We start from the raw sequence: 15,802 nt of genomic DNA on the forward strand, positions 1-15,802 counted from the left end.
TTCGCGCTCACCATTTGAAGCTCAGCGCTCCCACTGCCGTGAACGGACGAGCGGGAATCCTGAATTTGGGCGCCGCGTTGTAGTTGAACGTATCGTCGACGGCGTCGAAGTAACGCACATTGTTGATGTTTTGCAGGTTGAGCTGCGCCGTTATCCTGTGTCCGTAGAGTTCCGCCGTGTAGCTGGCGAATCCGTCGAGCCGCGCAAAACCGGGCATAACGAATGTATTCTCGAGATCGCCCCACCAATTGGAGGAGGCGGTCACGCCGCCGCCGGCGCGAAAGCCAAGACCGTTGTCCCCGAAGTCGTAAGTGAGAAACAGCTTGCCGCTGTGACGAGGCGCGAATTCGAGATGGTTGCCGAGAAAGCCGCCCTGTGCGCCGAACACCGCACTATCAAGAAGACCGAATGGATTCAGCCGGTTCGGCGCATTGTCGTCTATCACCTTCGCGTTGATATAGGCGTAGTTGGCGATGACCGTCATGCGATCCGTCAGCGCGCCGATCAAATCGAACTCGACGCCGCGGCTGCGCTGCAGACCTGCAAGCTGCGACACTCCAACTGTTCCGAATAGCGCAGTCGCGACGTTGGATTTCGTGATCTGGTAGAATGCAAGCGTGGCGAGCAGGCCGGGAAGCGGCTGCGCCTTGAATCCGACTTCCCATTGCAGGGCACGCTCCGGCGGGAGGGCGACGCTTTTGGCGTCGAAAGCAGCCTGTGGGCCGAAAGATCTGGAATAGCTGGCGTAGGCGCTGAGTTCGGGCAGAATGTCGAAGACGACGCCGACGCGCGGGCTCCAGCCGGTAGAGATGGTGGTTGGCTGACGAAGGCGAGCCGCGATCGCCAGTTCCTTGTCGGACGCCAGAACCGGGAACAGGCCGAAATTGGATCGCGACTTGCCTCTCGTTAGGTCGGCGATGTCGTAGCGCGCGCCGATCATCAGATGCAGCCGGTCGAAGGTAATATAATCCTGAACGTACATTCCTTTCTGACGCGCCACCACCGAGGAGCTGGACTTGTAGCCGCGCCCGATCACGGAGTCATAGAACGCCGAGTTCGGCACGGTTCCGTAAACGGGGGCGTAGATGTTGATCGGATAATTATCGAACCCAAAATTATAGACATAGTCGTAACCTAGATTCGCGTAATCCAGCCCGAACAGAAAATTGTGCTTGGCGCCGAGCGCCTCGAACTTGCCGCTGAGGTCGATATTTGTCGAAAGATTGTACCTTTTAAAGTCCTGAAACTGCGTTTGCCTGTTCATCTGAAAAAACTGCTCGGGGTTGAAGCTCGTGTCGTAAGCAAACTGGCCAAAGCCTGCGTTCGACAACATGTTCGAGGCAGAGCGACTGTCCTGATAGAGAAAACGATTGGTCACCTTCCAGTCATCGTTGAGATTCTGGCGGAAGTTATAGCTGACGAGATATCGATCGAAAGTGTCCTTCGGGTCGTTCGCCTCCTGGAACGAACGCGTGTGCGGGAGTGGCGCGATCAGGGGGCCAAAAAGCGAGCCGCTCGGAAGTCCGAGATCCTGCTGTATCCTGGAGGTCAGGAGTTCGGCCTCGGCCGTGAACTCTGTCCAGGCCGACGGGCTATAACGCACGACCGGGGCGAGAAACGCCCTGCGTCCACCCTGAAACTGGCGAAACGAACCATTATTCTGATAAGCGCCCGACACCCGGTAGGCGAGGCCGGGAACCTCGGCGATGGGCGCCGAGACATCCCACTGAGTTCTGTAGTGATCATAGGAGCCGATCTGCTGGTCGACGCGATAGAGCGGCTCATCAAGCGGCTGCTTGGTGACGATATTGATGACGCCGCCAGGATCCGCTCTGCCGAAAAGTATCGACGAGGGGCCCTTGAGCACCTCGACGCGCTCGACATTGGCGGTGTCCACAAGCATTGGCATACTGGTAAATTGCGACAAGGACAGCGCATTTCTGAATATGAAGTTCTGCCTGAATCCACGTATATGGAACTGCGCGCCGAGGCCCTCGAGATTGTTCGAGAGCACGCCGCTGGCATTGCTGACCGCGTCCTTGAGGTTTGTCACCTGTTGATCGACCAGCACCTGCCTGGGGATCACTTCGATCGATTGAGGAATCTCCTTGATCGGAACGTCCATCTTGGTCGCCGAATCGGCATTGCGAACGATATAGGCCTCGGTCGGCGTTTTCGGCTCGAGCCGCAGGCCGGACGTATTAAGCGGAACTGCCGTCGAAGGCTGCCCGACCGAACCGACCGAAGCAGCTTGGCCGCGGTGCGTTGGCGTGCGCGCAGCCGCCGCACGTCGCTGGCCGCCCACGTCGATCGTGGGCAGGGACTGCTGGGCGACGGCCCAGGTGGAGAACGCAAGAGTGAGCGCGCCGGCGGAAACGCCGCGCGTGAAGACACTGAGAAGCATAGCCATATTCCTGATGCGGCGTTTGAGCCGCTAATATCTCAATGGGAGCGAGGCGCACGGCCTCGAACGGCGATGAGAGTCAGGAGGTACGAGGAGGGGCCAGCGCGGACCAGGAACTCAGCCAGCCAGTACGCTCAACGTCAGCGATACGAGTATCGTCAAAGATTCTGGGAACGGCAGGCTGATTATTTGAATAGGCTTGGTCGTCAATCCGTTTCGAGCGGGTGGGAGCCAAAAATTGGTCATCGCCGCCATGATGAAAAACACAGCATAGCGCAATTTGGCCACCTGCTGGAGGCGTCGATTTATCTGCAATGTCAATCGCCGAGCAGTTTGACAAGGGCTGTGACAACGACGAGTCAATCTGAGCGTGCGCCGAGCCTGCAGGAAGATGCGAGAAGCAAAATCCGGCAAGCACCTGCAGAACGAACAGCCAAGCAGCCGCGGCGACGGCGAGCCGACTGGTCCAGTTCCCAGCCAGCCCACGGGCCCGAATCGTCTTGGATGCCACCTTTCCTACCCCTGTGGTCGAATCTGGGAAGCGAGATTCACCGCGGCTCCGACGATGAAATCGTCGTCGAAACTACGGTAAAGTTCAAGAATTGAATCGAGCATTGCCGAACCGAACTGCCACACTGTTGCAAAATTGTTACTCAGCCGCGTATCAAATCATTCCAGCATTGCTTCATGTTTCGCCGATGAGGCGTCGGCCGCGTGGCCACGCCAGATGGCGGTCAATGCATCTCGAATTTGCGCATGCAAGATCGGGTCCGACACGATCGAGGTATGGTCGCCGGCTACGATCTGAAATTTCAGACCGCTTTGCGTAATCTGAGACCACTCGGATTTTGTCGCTTCGTCGGCCTTAAGCGACTGCTGTGCTGCCCAATAATGGATGGGCGCCTGAATTTTTTTTAGATCGTGTTCGCAAATCATTCTGATGGCGTTCACGGTATCCGTGTAAATGAAGTCAATTAACTCGCTGGATACCCCTTGCCAGTAGCCTCGCTCTTGACCCCAGACCGCGATGTATCGGACTTGTTCCTTGGCCGATAACCGATCAGACATAGCCAAGAGATGCTTGCGATCGTCGTCCGTCAAGAGTTCATCCGGATTCTTACCTTCCAATATAGCAAATTCTCTAAAACCGTCCAGAACGGCGGTCGGACCGTTTGCAATATCGACACCATCGCCAAAGCTAGGGAAATCAAGAAACGAATCGATTACCCCAACGAAAGCAACTTTTTTGCCGAGCGCTTCCAACTTCTCCGCGATTGCAACTGCTGTAACGCCAGCGCTGCTCCAGCCCAGTAGAAAATAGGGCCCTTGAGGCTGATGGTCACGAATCTGGCGAACATAGCATTCAGCCATTTTCTCAAGCGATTCGTCGATATGTCGATCATCAAATATGCGACGCGATTGAATGCCGTTAACCGGTGCGAGCCCCTGCAGCGAATCCGCGAACGCCTGATAACGAATTGGCGACCCTCCCGCAGGGTGAATGCAATAGATCGGCGGATTTCCTCCCCCCTTACACAGCGGAACGACGAGAGATCGATTATCGTTTTGATGACCGGAGATCATCTCCGCAAGCTTTCTCGCCGTTGGCGCTTGAAAGATCGCCATAGTGGGCAAGTCTCCACTGATCTTGCGCCGAATTCCATCGATCAGCTTTATTGCTGTCAGCGAATGCCCGCCGAGTTCGAAGAAGTTGTCATCGACTCCAATCGATTCCAGACCGAGAACATTCTTGAATTCCTTTAGGAGCAGCCATTCCGCGGTGGTTCGTGGCGCGACATAGACGCGCGTCTCCTGGGCATCGAGATCCGGCGCGGGCAGCGCCTTGCGGTCGACCTTGCCATTGGGCGTCAGCGGCAACGCTTCGAGAAACATAAAAGCCGACGGGATCATATAGTCGGGCAGATCGCTCATCAGCGACCCGCGTAGCTGCTCACTGTTCGGTTCTGCCCCATCTCTGCCGACAATATAAGCCACAATCCGCTTGTCGCCCGGCGCGTCTTCCCGCGCCAGCGCCACCGCTTCACGCACCGCTTCCAGGCGCCCCAGCGCCGCCTCGATCTCGCCAAGCTCAATCCGGAAGCCCCGGATCTTAACCTGATGATCGGCGCGGCCAAGGTATTCGATGTTCCCGTCCTGACGGTAGCGCGCCAGATCGCCCGTGCGATAAAGTCGCTGCCCGGGAGAACCAAACGGATTGGGGACAAATCGTTCCGCCGTGAGATCGGGCCGGTCAAGATAGCCACGCGCGAGACCAGCCCCGCCAATGTAGAGCTCTCCAGAAACGCCAACCGGAACAGGCTCAAGAGACCCGTCAAGAAGATATATTTGCGTGTTCGATATCGGGCGGCCAATCGGAACGGAAACCGCCTTTACCTCTCGGCTCTCACATTGGTGTACCGTACTCCAAACGGAGCACTCAGTCGGTCCATATTCATTGTAAAGCCTGACATGCGCGAGCTCACTAAAATGCCGGAACACCAGATCGCTTTTGCACTCCTCTCCAGCAACGATGCAGACTTGCAAACTAGAACCGCTATGAGGCCCGAGAGATTCCAAAAATGCGAAGAATAACGAAGGAAGACATAGCAAATGCGTTATCTGTCGCTCGGCAACCAATTGCGCAAGCGCGCGCGGATCGCGGCGTCTCTCTTCCGAGGTGATATGCAGCGCTCCGCCTTGACAAAGCGTTCCGAATAGTCCCGCGACGGAGCTGTCGAAGGCGAATGACGACATCAGCAGAAAGTTTTGAACAGAAGCGCCGTAATAATGAGCACGGGAAGACGTGGACGCAACAACACTGCTATGTGAAATCGGCACCCCCTTAGCGCGCCCAGTGGAACCTGACGTATAAATCACGTAGGCCGTATTTTGTCCGCTTGCCCGCCGCGGCGGCGCCGATCTTGGAAGTGACTCAAGCTGAAGTGAATCGATTCCTATGGCGACATTTGGATCTGGCAAATGGGCGAGGCTGCCGGCAACCTCTTCCGAGGCCAGAATCAACTTTAGGTTGGCGTCCTTCAATATGTATCTGGTACGCTCTAAAGGGTACGATGGGTCGATTGGAACGTATCCGCCATCGGCCTTGAGGATACCAAGAATTGCGATAACGAAGTCGTCTGATGGCGTCATGGACACGCCAACCAGCGTCTCGGGGCCAACCCCAAGTCGACGTAAATGATGCGCCAGCTGATTGGCTCGGGCGTTCAATTCGCCATAGGTCAGACTTTGCTCCTCGAACACGACCGCGACAGCTTCAGGTGTTTTCGCCGCCTGCGCCTCGAACAGTTCGTGAATGCAACCATCCTTCGGATAATCTGCCGCCGTATCATTCCATTCGACGAGAAGTTTATGGCGCTCCGCTTCGCTCAGCACATCGATTGTCAGCGCCGGCGTCTCGGGCGCCGTTTCAAGAGCCGTGACAAGGCCTGTAAGCGCAGCCTGTATATAGGAGCAGACGGCATTGGGATCGACCGAGCATCGAGTCTGGACATTCAAACCGAAACCGTCGCCAAAATCGTCGACCGAAACATCAAACGGATAGTTGGTTCGCTCGTCCCAATAAAGTTCGGTAGCACCTTCCAACCCCTGCGAGGCGAGCACAGACGCTCCCTCATGCGCGCTGTGGCGATAGTTTAGCAAGGCCGAGAACAAGGGAGCCGGCGCTTCGATGCCGCTGCAACGCTGCGCCAACGCCAAAGACGCGTGCTCGTGCCGCAGCAAAGCTGTCAGGCGATCATGCATGCCGCGTGCGCTTTCCTCGACGCTCTCCTGTCCGACCCGCACGCGGATCGGCAGCGTGTTGAGGAACATCCCAATCGCCCGGTCCGCGCCTGCGCCGCCGTGCATGTGGCCGAACAGAACCGTGCCGAACACCACGTCGTTGCGCCCCGAAACGCGCGCCAGCACTTGCGCAAAGGCCAGATGCCACAGGCTCGCAACGCTCACCCCAAGCAGACGCGCTGCCCCGCGAAGGCGTCTCGAGAGACGCGGATCGAGGTCGAGCTCGGCCTCCGCGACGCCAGAGCCGTCGCCCCGCACGTCCAATAACCCGAACGGCGTGGTCGGTTCCGTCACGTCGCCAAGCATCGCATCGAAAAACGCTTCATGCTCCGCCTGACTCACCCCCAGCCGGGCCTGCGCAACAAAATTGCGGAAGGGAATCGGAGGCGCCAGTTCGTCGGCGCGGCCCACTACATAGGCTGCGATCTCGCCAAGCAGGAATTCCTGAGCCGCATGATCCAGGACCAAGTGGTGGACAAGCAATTGCAATACGACTCGGTCGTTTGCCGCATCTTTTGCCCAGAAGACACGAATCATTGGCGCCTGACGAACATCGGCTCTAAATTGGCGAGGACTGAAGCGCTCAAGCAGTTGTTGCGCAGCATCGCCCGCCGCCCGATCGAGGCTAACTTCCTCCACGGCAAGCGAAGCCTCCCGCCACACAACCTGCATCGGCTCCCGCAAGCCGTCCCACATCACCGCCGTACGCAATATGTCGTGGCGCGCGATGACTGCCCGCAGTGCGTTGCAAAACGCATCAAGACGTTCGCGGCTATTAAAGGCGAGGATAGTGGGGTATAGATATGGATCCCCCTTTGTCGCCATGAGATGATGGAAGAGTATACCTCCCTGCAGCGGGGTCAGCGGATAGATGTCCTGCACGTTTGTGGCGCCGCCCGGAACCGCCGCGACAATGCGGTCGATCTCCTCTTGAGTAAGATCCGCCAGCGTTAGCATCTCGGGCGTGATCGCGTCGCAGCCAGCAGGAATGAGATTGGGCGGAACGACGATCGCGCTTTCCCGTCCGACGACGACGGCCAGTCCAGCCGGCGTCGGCTGGACGAAGAGCGAGCGCACATCGCTGCGCAGTCCTTCACGCCGCATCTTCTCGATCAGGGTCATCGCCAACAGCGAATGTCCGCCGAGTTCGAAGAAATTGTCGTAGACGCCGACCCGTTCGAGCCGAAGAACGTCTGCCCAGATGCGGCACAGCGCCGCCTCGGTGGGCGTGCGCGGCGCGATATAGGCGCGCGCCGCCAGCGCGTCGAGGTCGGGTTCGGGCAACGCCTTGCGGTCGATCTTGCCGTTGGGCGTCAGCGGCAGGGCGTCGAGGAAGACGAAAGCCGACGGGATCATATAGTCGGGAAGCGTTTGCTGCAGATGGCGCCGCAGTTCGTCGATCTCAATGGCGTCGGCCTGTGCGACAACATAAGCGACGAGTTGATAAACGCCCGGCGTGGCCGCGCGCGCAATGACAGTTGCGGTCCCAACTCCGGGATGGGTCAGAAGAGAGGCGGCGACTTCGTCGGGTTCGATGCGATGGCCGCGGATCTTCACCTGATGATCGACGCGGCCAAGGAAGTCGATCACGCCGTCATCTCGCCAACGTCCGAGGTCGCCGCTGCGGTAGAGCCGGCTCCCAGGTGGCCCAAAAGGATTGGGCGTAAACGCCGCCGCCGTGAGATCGGGCCGATGCAAATAGCCGCGACCAACCTGGACGCCGCCAATGCAAATCTCGCTCGCGACGCCGGCCGGCGCCGGCTCCAGCCAGCGGTCGAGCAGATAGATCTGCGTATTGTCGACCGGCCGTCCGATCGGCACGCTCAGATCATCGCCCGCGGGCGGCGTTTCGATCGGAAAGTAGGAGACATCGTCCGAGCATTCGGCCGGGCCGTAGGCGTTCAGCAGACGCACCCGCGGATAGCGCGCCATGAAGCGCCGGCACAGTTCCGGCGCGAAGGCTTCGCCGCAAGGCAGCAGCCAGCGCAACCCCGCAAGCGGCGTCTCATCGTCAAAGGTGAGATCCAGCAGCGCGCGGATCATCGAGGGCACCGCTTCGAGGATGGTGACGCCGCGAGCGGCGATCTCAGCGCCGAGGCGTCGCGGATCGCGCGAGATCGTATCGGGGAATATCTCGACGCGCGCGCCGATCGCGAGCGCGGTGAGGAACTGCCACACCGAAATGTCGAAGCATTGCGACGCCGTCTGGGCGATGACGTCGTTCGTCGTCAAACCCAGCACAGGAACCTTTGTGATCAAATTATTGAACATTCCGCGATGCTCGACCATCGCGCCCTTCGGTTTGCCCGTCGAACCAGAGGTGTAGATGATGAAAGCAAGATTATCGGGGCTGTGACAACGGGGCGGGTTGCTCGTCGCGCCGTGCTTATTTTGAAGCGCTTCGAGAGCCAGAAGCTGTGGCTGTTGCTGCTGCGCGGCGTCCGACAGCCCCGACACAATCGTCTGTCCGCGCGCCAGCATGTCGCGCCCGACAATCAGAAACGTAGCTCTGCTCTCCTCCAGCGCCTGTGCGATGCGGCCGTCCGGATGCGCCGGATCGAGCGGCAGATAGGCCCCGCCCGCCTTGAAGATCGCCAGCAGCATCATCAGGAAATCGAGCCCGCGCGCGTCGAGAAGCGCCACAATCACATCCGGCCCCACCCCTTCTCGGATCAGAACATGCGCAAGCTCGTTCGCGCGCTTGTTCAGTTCTCCATAGTTCAGCGACGCGCCGTCACAACGCGCCGCAACAGTCTCAGGCTCACGAAGCGCCTGCGCCTCAAAACGGTCGACCAAGTCGAGAGGAGAACCGTAGTCAAAATCGCGTCCACCGGATATCTCCAATAGAGTGGAATGTTCCTCCCGACTCAGCAGAGAAACTTCGCCGAGCGGGCCGTCGAATTTGGCTGCAAGTTCCTCGACGGCGCGTTTGAAGCGTTCGGCGACGGTTTCGATGAAGGCGGGGTCGAAGCGCTCGCGATCGTAAGTCAGCCGTAATGTGAGATCGCCGTCCGGAATCGCGACGAAAGTGAGCGGATAGTTCGTATGAACCCGCAGCTGCAGAAGATCGATATCCAGAACGTCCTTCTCACTACGAAGCGATGGGTCGATTGGCGCATTCTCGAAAGTCAGCAGATGTTGAAACAGCAGGCCATCCGCGCGCGAGATCGCGCTGCAGCGCTGGATGGCCGGTTGAGACAGAAACTCATGCTGGCGCATTTCGAGATTGTCAGAGAGGATCTCTCTCAGCCAATCGACCACCTTCGTGTCTCGCCGCAACTTGACGCGCAGCGGCAGTCCGTTGATGAAGAGCCCCAGCGTCGACTCGACACCAGGCAGGTCGATGGGGCGTCCGGAAACGGTCACGCCGAAGACGACCTCCTCGCGCCCCGAAAGGACGCTCAGTAGCAGAGCGAGCGCTCCCTGGACGAAGGTGTTGACCGTAAGCTGGCTCTGCTGTGCGAGAGTCTTCAGATTTTCGTAGCTCTCAGGAGAAATGCGCACGATCGCGTCGGCGACATTCTCGGCGGCGTCCTGCGAAAGGGCGGTCGCGCCGATAAGGGGCGTCGGCTCTGAGAACCCCTGGAGATAGCTACGCCAGAATTTCTCCGCCGCCGCGACGTCGCGGATGCGTAGCCACGCGATGTAATCATGGAAGCGCCCCGCGGGAGCAGTATGCGGCGCCTCGCCGCGCAAGGCCGCTGCATAATGCTGACGCATGTCGAGAAGCAGCGGCGACGTGCACCAGTCATCCATGATGATGTGATGGAAGCTGCGCACGCAGATGTGGCGGTCAGCCGACAATCTGATGATTCGAATACGCACGAGAGGCGCTTGCGACAGGTCGAAACCCTCGGCGCGTTCAGCCTTCAACTGGTCGTCGACATAGGCATCCTGTTCGTCTGCAGACAGGTGATCAATCGCGTCGACCGTGACGTCAAGGCGCGCTCTGCCGAGCACGATCTGATGAACGCGACCATTGGCGGCGGCTCTAAACGACGTGCGTAAATTCGGATGCCGATCGACGACGCACTGCCAAGCTTCGGCGAATTTCGGGATATCGAGAGCGCCTTTGATCTCGTAGCGCTCCTGCATATGGTAGAGGCCGGTGCCGCTATGAGACAGAGCGTGGAAATACATGCCTTCCTGCATAGGCGTCAGCGGATAGGCATCCTCGACGTCGCCAAATTCGAGGCGGAGGCCGGCGGTCTCCTCGGGATTGAGTTCGGCCAGCGCGAAATTTGGCGCGAGCGCCTGCAAAGCGCGCCGGTCATTCTCGACTTGCGCGTCAGCGTCGCCCAACCGTCGCAGCGCCGGCGCGAGCGCCACGGCAGTCTGCCGTTCGAACAATTGACGGGGAGTAAGCTCGTAGCCGGCTTGCCGCAATCTCGCGGCGACCTGAATGGCCCTGATCGAATCGCCCCCGAGGCGGAAAAAGCCGTCATGCGCGCCGACGCGCTCGAGACCCAGCGCATCGGCGAAGGCTTCGACGACTGCCTCTTCTTCCCTGCTGGCCGGGGCGACATACTCGCCGGCGGACGAGGCGACAGCGCTATGCGCAGGCAAGGCGCTCCGATCTATCTTGCCATTCCGCGAAAGCGGCATCTCATCGAGAGCGACGATGAAATGAGGAATCATGTATTCGGGGAGGCAGCGTTGCAGACCCATCCTGATCTGGTCGACGTCGACGCCGGCGCCAGTGACGTAAGCGACGATGACCCTGCCGCCATCATGCGCAGGCGGCACGACCGCCACAGCTTGCGCGACGTTGTCCAGAGCCGAAAGCGCCGCTTCGATTTCGCCCAGCTCGATCCGGAATCCTCGGACTTTGACCTGATGATCGCTTCGCCCGAGATATTCGATTTCCCCATCCGCTCGATAGCGCGCGACGTCGCCGGTGCGATAGAGTCTTCCGCCCGGCTCATCGAAGGGACTGGGGACGAAGCGGTCCGCCGTAAGATCTGGACGCCTCAGATATCCCCGGGCGAGACACACCCCGCCAATATAGAGGTCCCCTGCGACGCCGATCGTCGTAGGCTCGAGATTCGAATCGAGGACATAGAGCGAGACGTTGGAGACCGGCCGCCCAATCGGGATGCGGTGGCCTTCGCATGGCGAACATTGGTGGGCGCTAACGTCGATGGCGGCTTCGGTCGGTCCGTAAAGATTGTGCAGTTCGCAATTCGACGCGGTCTGGAAGCTCTTCACGAGAGTCGCAGAGAGCTCCTCTCCGCTGCAGAAGACTCGCTGGAGAGAGGGCGCGTCGCGAAGATCGACCGCACTCAGGAAGGCCTGCAACATGGACGGCACGAAATGGAGCGTTGTCACGCCGTAGCGATTGATCGCCTGCAGGATTTGATATGGATCACGATGCGCGTCCGGAGAGAGGAGTATAAGGCGCGCGCCCGTAGATAAGGCCCAGAAGAACTCCCACACCGAGACGTCGAAACCGAAGGGCGTTTTTTGCAGTATGGCGTCTGTCTCACAGAGGCCATAGCGCTTCTGCATCCAGTCGAGCCTGTTCACAATCGCCTCATGCGCCATGCCGACGCCCTTCGGCTTCCCAGTGGAGCCGGAGGTGTAGATGACATAAGCGAGATTGAGTGGGCGCGCGATCGCTTCGAGGTTGTAACCACCTTCGCTCGCGAAGGTCGCCCAGTCGCCGTCGAGCGCTAGAGCGCACACCTCGCCCGGCAAGCGAGGCTTTAGCGCGGTCGACGTCAGGACGAGCGCGGGAGCTGCGTCCTCGATCATGAACGCAAGGCGTTCGTCGGGATTGTCTGGATCGAGAGGCAGATAGGCGGCCCCCGCCTTCAGGACGCCGAGCATCCCGACGACCATTTCGACCGATCGATGGAGGCATAATCCGATGGTCGCTTCCGCTCCGACGCCGAGACGTCGCAGGCCATGCGCAAGCTGGTTCGCCTTCGCGTTCAATTCGCCATAGGTGAGCGTTTGGTCTTCGAACGCCAGCGCGAGAGCGTGCGGCGCGCGCGCCGCCTGCGCCTCGAAAAGCTGATGCAGTGCGAGATTACGTGGAAAGTCGTCAGCGGTCGCATTCCAGTCGACAAGGATCTGCTGCCTCTCGGCGTCGTCGAGCAGACGATAGCGTGCGATTGCGCCATCCGGATCTCGGCAGATTTCGTCCGTCAACGCTTTGAAATAGCGGGCGAAGCGTTCGACTATCGCAGCGTCGAAGACTTGCGTTCGATATTGGAAGGAGAGAAGGAGCTCGTCGCCGAGCCGGGCGCCCATAACTTTCAGATCGAAAAGTTCAACGCGGTCGAGCAATTTTACGGTTCTGGCCTCGCCCGCTCCAAGCGAGATGGAGGCCCCTGCTTCTCCGAGCGCCAGCGCCGCGTACTCGGCCGGAAGATCGGCGTTCGCTTCCTGAAGGACGAACCAGGTCTGGTAGATTGGCAAATATCCGCCGTCGCGCTCGGGCTGCAGGCGCTCGACGATGACGGGGAATGGCATGAGCTGATGCTCAAGTACCTCCCTCATTTCCATACGGGCGCGCCGCAGCACGTCCGTGAAGCGATCGCTGCGGTCGAGCGCGAGGCGAATTGGAACAGGGTTGACGCAGTTGCCGATCAGCCGCGCGGAACGGCGGTCGAGTCTGCCGCTTGTCGGCGTCCCGACGATCAGATCCGTCTGACCGGTCAAGCGATGCAGCAGTACGAAATAGATCGAAGCGAGCAGCGTATGCAGGCTCGCGCCGTTCTTTCTCGCAAGCGCTTCGAGGCGCCGAGTCGTCCCGGCATCGAGACGAAGCGGAACCGATCCGCCGCTATAGTCCGGCGCGCCTTGCGAGGCTTTGCGCTCCGGCAACGCAAGAACCGGCAACGGTCCCTCGAGGCGCTTCGACCAGAAGGCCCAGTCCGCCTCCGCGGCTCGTGAGGAGAGAAATTCCTGTTCGCGGGCTACGAAATCGCTGTAATCCTCGGCGGTCGTCAGGTCAGAGCCTGCATCTGACCGCAGCGCGACGTCGAGCTGTTTCAACAGCAGGAGCAGCGACCAAAGATCGATCGCGATATGATGCGCGACAAACAGCGCCATCGTCGGCCTGCCCCGCCGATTATAGACAGTGACGCGCAGCGGCGGGCTTCTCTCCAGATCGAACGGCTTGCGCGCCTGTGCGGCCATCGCGCGCTGGAGGTCGGCGTCGGACGCGTCGTCTGCATTTTCTTGCGTCAGCCATGCATTCGACGCGTCAGAGGGAAGAGCCTTTTGAACGGCGCCCAGAGGCGCTGGCGCGTAAACCGACCTCAGCTGGGCATGACGCTGCACGACATCGCGGAGGGCGGAAATGATCTGCGCGCCGGAAAGCTCCCCCTTCAGTTCGAGCGCGAGGTGCAAATTATAAGCATTGCTCTCGGGATCGAGATGATGGATGGTCCACATCGCGGACTGGGCGCGCGACAAAGACGCCTTCTGCGAGAACGGGGACGGACTTGCTTCGGTTTCCGTCGCGACCGAACGCAGACAATCCGCGAGGGCGGACGCGACAGAGGAAATCGGAGAGTCTGATAGAAGCAGACCGATCGGACTTTCGATTCTCAACGTCGCGTCGAGGCGATGCTTGAGTTCGATCGATCGGATGGATGACAAGCCCGCCTCCGGCAGCGTCGCCGATGGAACGATCATGCTTTCGGGCATCTTCAGAAGCGCAGCGGCGTTCGTTATCAGCAAGCGCGTCAGCGCTTCGACTTGCTGATCGCGGGGCAGATGTGGCAACGCCTTCGCGATGAATGCCTCGGGCGACCATGCCGGCGGCTCCACGCCGGCCCCCGCGGCCGGCGCCAGTCTGTCCGAACGCGCCAGAAGCTTCAATTCGCCCGCAAGAAATCTTCTCCGGCATTCCGACCGTCGGACTTTTCCGCTCGACGTCTTTGGCAGGGAGCCGGTCAGGATAAGCGCGATGACGCTCGGCTCTATGTCGACCGCTTCGACCACGCAGCTTCGAATCCTGGCGAAAAAGTCCTGCGCGCCGCCTTTTTCCAAAGCGCCCGCAACGCTTCGATCAGGTTCGAGAATGACCGCGAGAGCTTCCTGGTCGTCTTGCGTAAAAGAAAAAGCGACCGAACAGCCGGGCCGAACGCCGGGAGTCCGCTCCTCGATAACGCTTTCGATGTCTTGGGGATAGAAGTTGCGTCCGGCGACGATGATGAGATCCTTCAGTCTTCCCGAGATGAAACAGTCGCCGCCGCTGAAAAAGCCGAGATCGCCAGTGCGCAGATATTCACGGCCGTCGTCCCCGTGGATCGTCGCTTCAAATGTCCGCGCGGTTTCCTCCGGTCGCTGCCAGTAGCCTTTCGCTACGCCGGGGCCTTTGATCCAAATTTCACCAATTTTGTTTTCCGAACAGCGGACAAAAGTTTCTGGATGAACAACCTCGACATGGGTTCCCGACCAGACGTGTCCACATCCGACGATATCGACACAGATTTAAGGCTGTCACTCGGCGCAACATTAAGCGACTCGAGGGCTTGGCGGTCTACTTTCAATACGGGAGCCAGCTCGCCGCGGCGCGGCGCGGTGACAACGAGCGTCGCCTCGGCCAAACCGTAACACGGAAAGAAGCTCGTCCTTGAAAAGCCGACATCCGCAAAAGCGGCCGAGAAACGATCAAGCGTCGACGCGCGAACCGGTTCGGCGCCGCTGAAAGCGATCCGCCAGCAACTGAGATCGAGTTCTTTTTTTCCTTCTTCCTTTACTTTACGAACGCAAAGATCATACGCGAAGTTGGGTCCGCCGCTTGTGTGGGCTCGGTATTTAGAAATTGCCTTCAGCCAGCGCACCGGTTTTTCGAGAAACGCCATCGGCGACATCAGATAGGCAGTGGCGCCGACATAGAGCGGCTGCAATACGTTACCGATCAAGCCCATGTCGTGATAGAGCGGCAGCCATCCGACAAGATCGCAAAGATCGTCATGCGCGAAGCTTTTCTTGATGAGCTCTTCGTTGCTCAGCAAGTTGGCGTGGGTGATCATCACGCCGCGCGGATCGCCCGTCGATCCGGACGTATATTGCAAAAATGCAATTTGATTGGGATCTGGCGTATATCCGTCCCAGGACTCCGCTTCGTCGACTGCTATCTCGTCTGTCGTCGTCCAACCGCAGGCAATAGCGGAAAGCTGAGACTGCGCTTCTGTTTCGAACCGATCGCGCAACGCCGCCGTCGTAAGGATCATCGATGGCGTCGCATCGCGGAAGATCGATTGTAGCCGCTGGATATGGCGCCCGGACGGCGGATAGGCCGGAACCGCGACGACTCCGGCATAAAGGCAGCCGAAAAAGGCTTCGATATAGGGGAGGCCCTGAGGATAAAGGAGTAGGACTCTCTCGCCTCGAAGGCCAAGAGAGGTCAATCGCGCGGCGATCGCGCGCGCGCGGCGATCAAGATCCGCGTAGCTGAGACGATCCCCTTCCCTTTCGCCATCTTCCAAAAAGACGTAGGCTAGCTTCGAAGCCTGCTCGACGGCCCGCGCTTTGAGCAGATCGACGAGATTGTCGGCTGCGTATGGCGACAGTTGCTTCGAAGATGCTTCAAAGGAAAATGTCATGCTGAAAGCCCCTGCTGCTTTCGTGAATGTC

General features: G+C 59.5%; 3 protein-coding genes. All 3 read right to left on the minus strand.

Going from position 1 to position 15,802, the window contains the following annotated elements; genetic code table 11:
• Window positions 1-7 precede the first annotated feature (7 nt).
• The gene (locus tag JJT62_RS02230; protein ID WP_202071045.1) at window positions 8-2,404 is read right to left on the minus strand and encodes a TonB-dependent siderophore receptor; all 2,397 of its coding nucleotides are present in this window, start codon (window positions 2,402-2,404) and stop codon (window positions 8-10) included.
• A gap of 669 nt (window positions 2,405-3,073) precedes the next feature.
• A complete protein-coding gene (locus tag JJT62_RS02235; RefSeq protein ID WP_370568478.1) occupies window positions 3,074-14,641 on the minus strand; it encodes an amino acid adenylation domain-containing protein in 11,568 nt (3,855 codons plus the stop codon).
• Window positions 14,524-15,771, minus strand: coding sequence for an AMP-binding protein (locus JJT62_RS02240; protein WP_202071047.1), 1,248 nt, complete (start codon window positions 15,769-15,771; stop codon window positions 14,524-14,526). Before JJT62_RS02240 ends, JJT62_RS02235 begins: the two co-directional genes overlap by 118 nt.
• Window positions 15,772-15,802: the final 31 nt, after the last annotated feature.

The organism is Methylocystis sp. Sn-Cys, from assembly GCF_016745395.1.
GTDB lineage: Bacteria > Pseudomonadota > Alphaproteobacteria > Rhizobiales > Beijerinckiaceae > Methylocystis > Methylocystis iwaonis.

Excerpts from the sequence above, each read along its gene's own strand:
- JJT62_RS02230 (WP_202071045.1), bottom strand. The coding sequence starts at position 2,404 with ATGCTTCTCAGTGTCTTCACGCGCGGCGTTTCCGCCGGCGCGCTCACT.
- JJT62_RS02240 (WP_202071047.1), bottom strand. The coding sequence starts at position 15,771 with ATGACATTTTCCTTTGAAGCATCTTCGAAGCAACTGTCGCCATACGCA.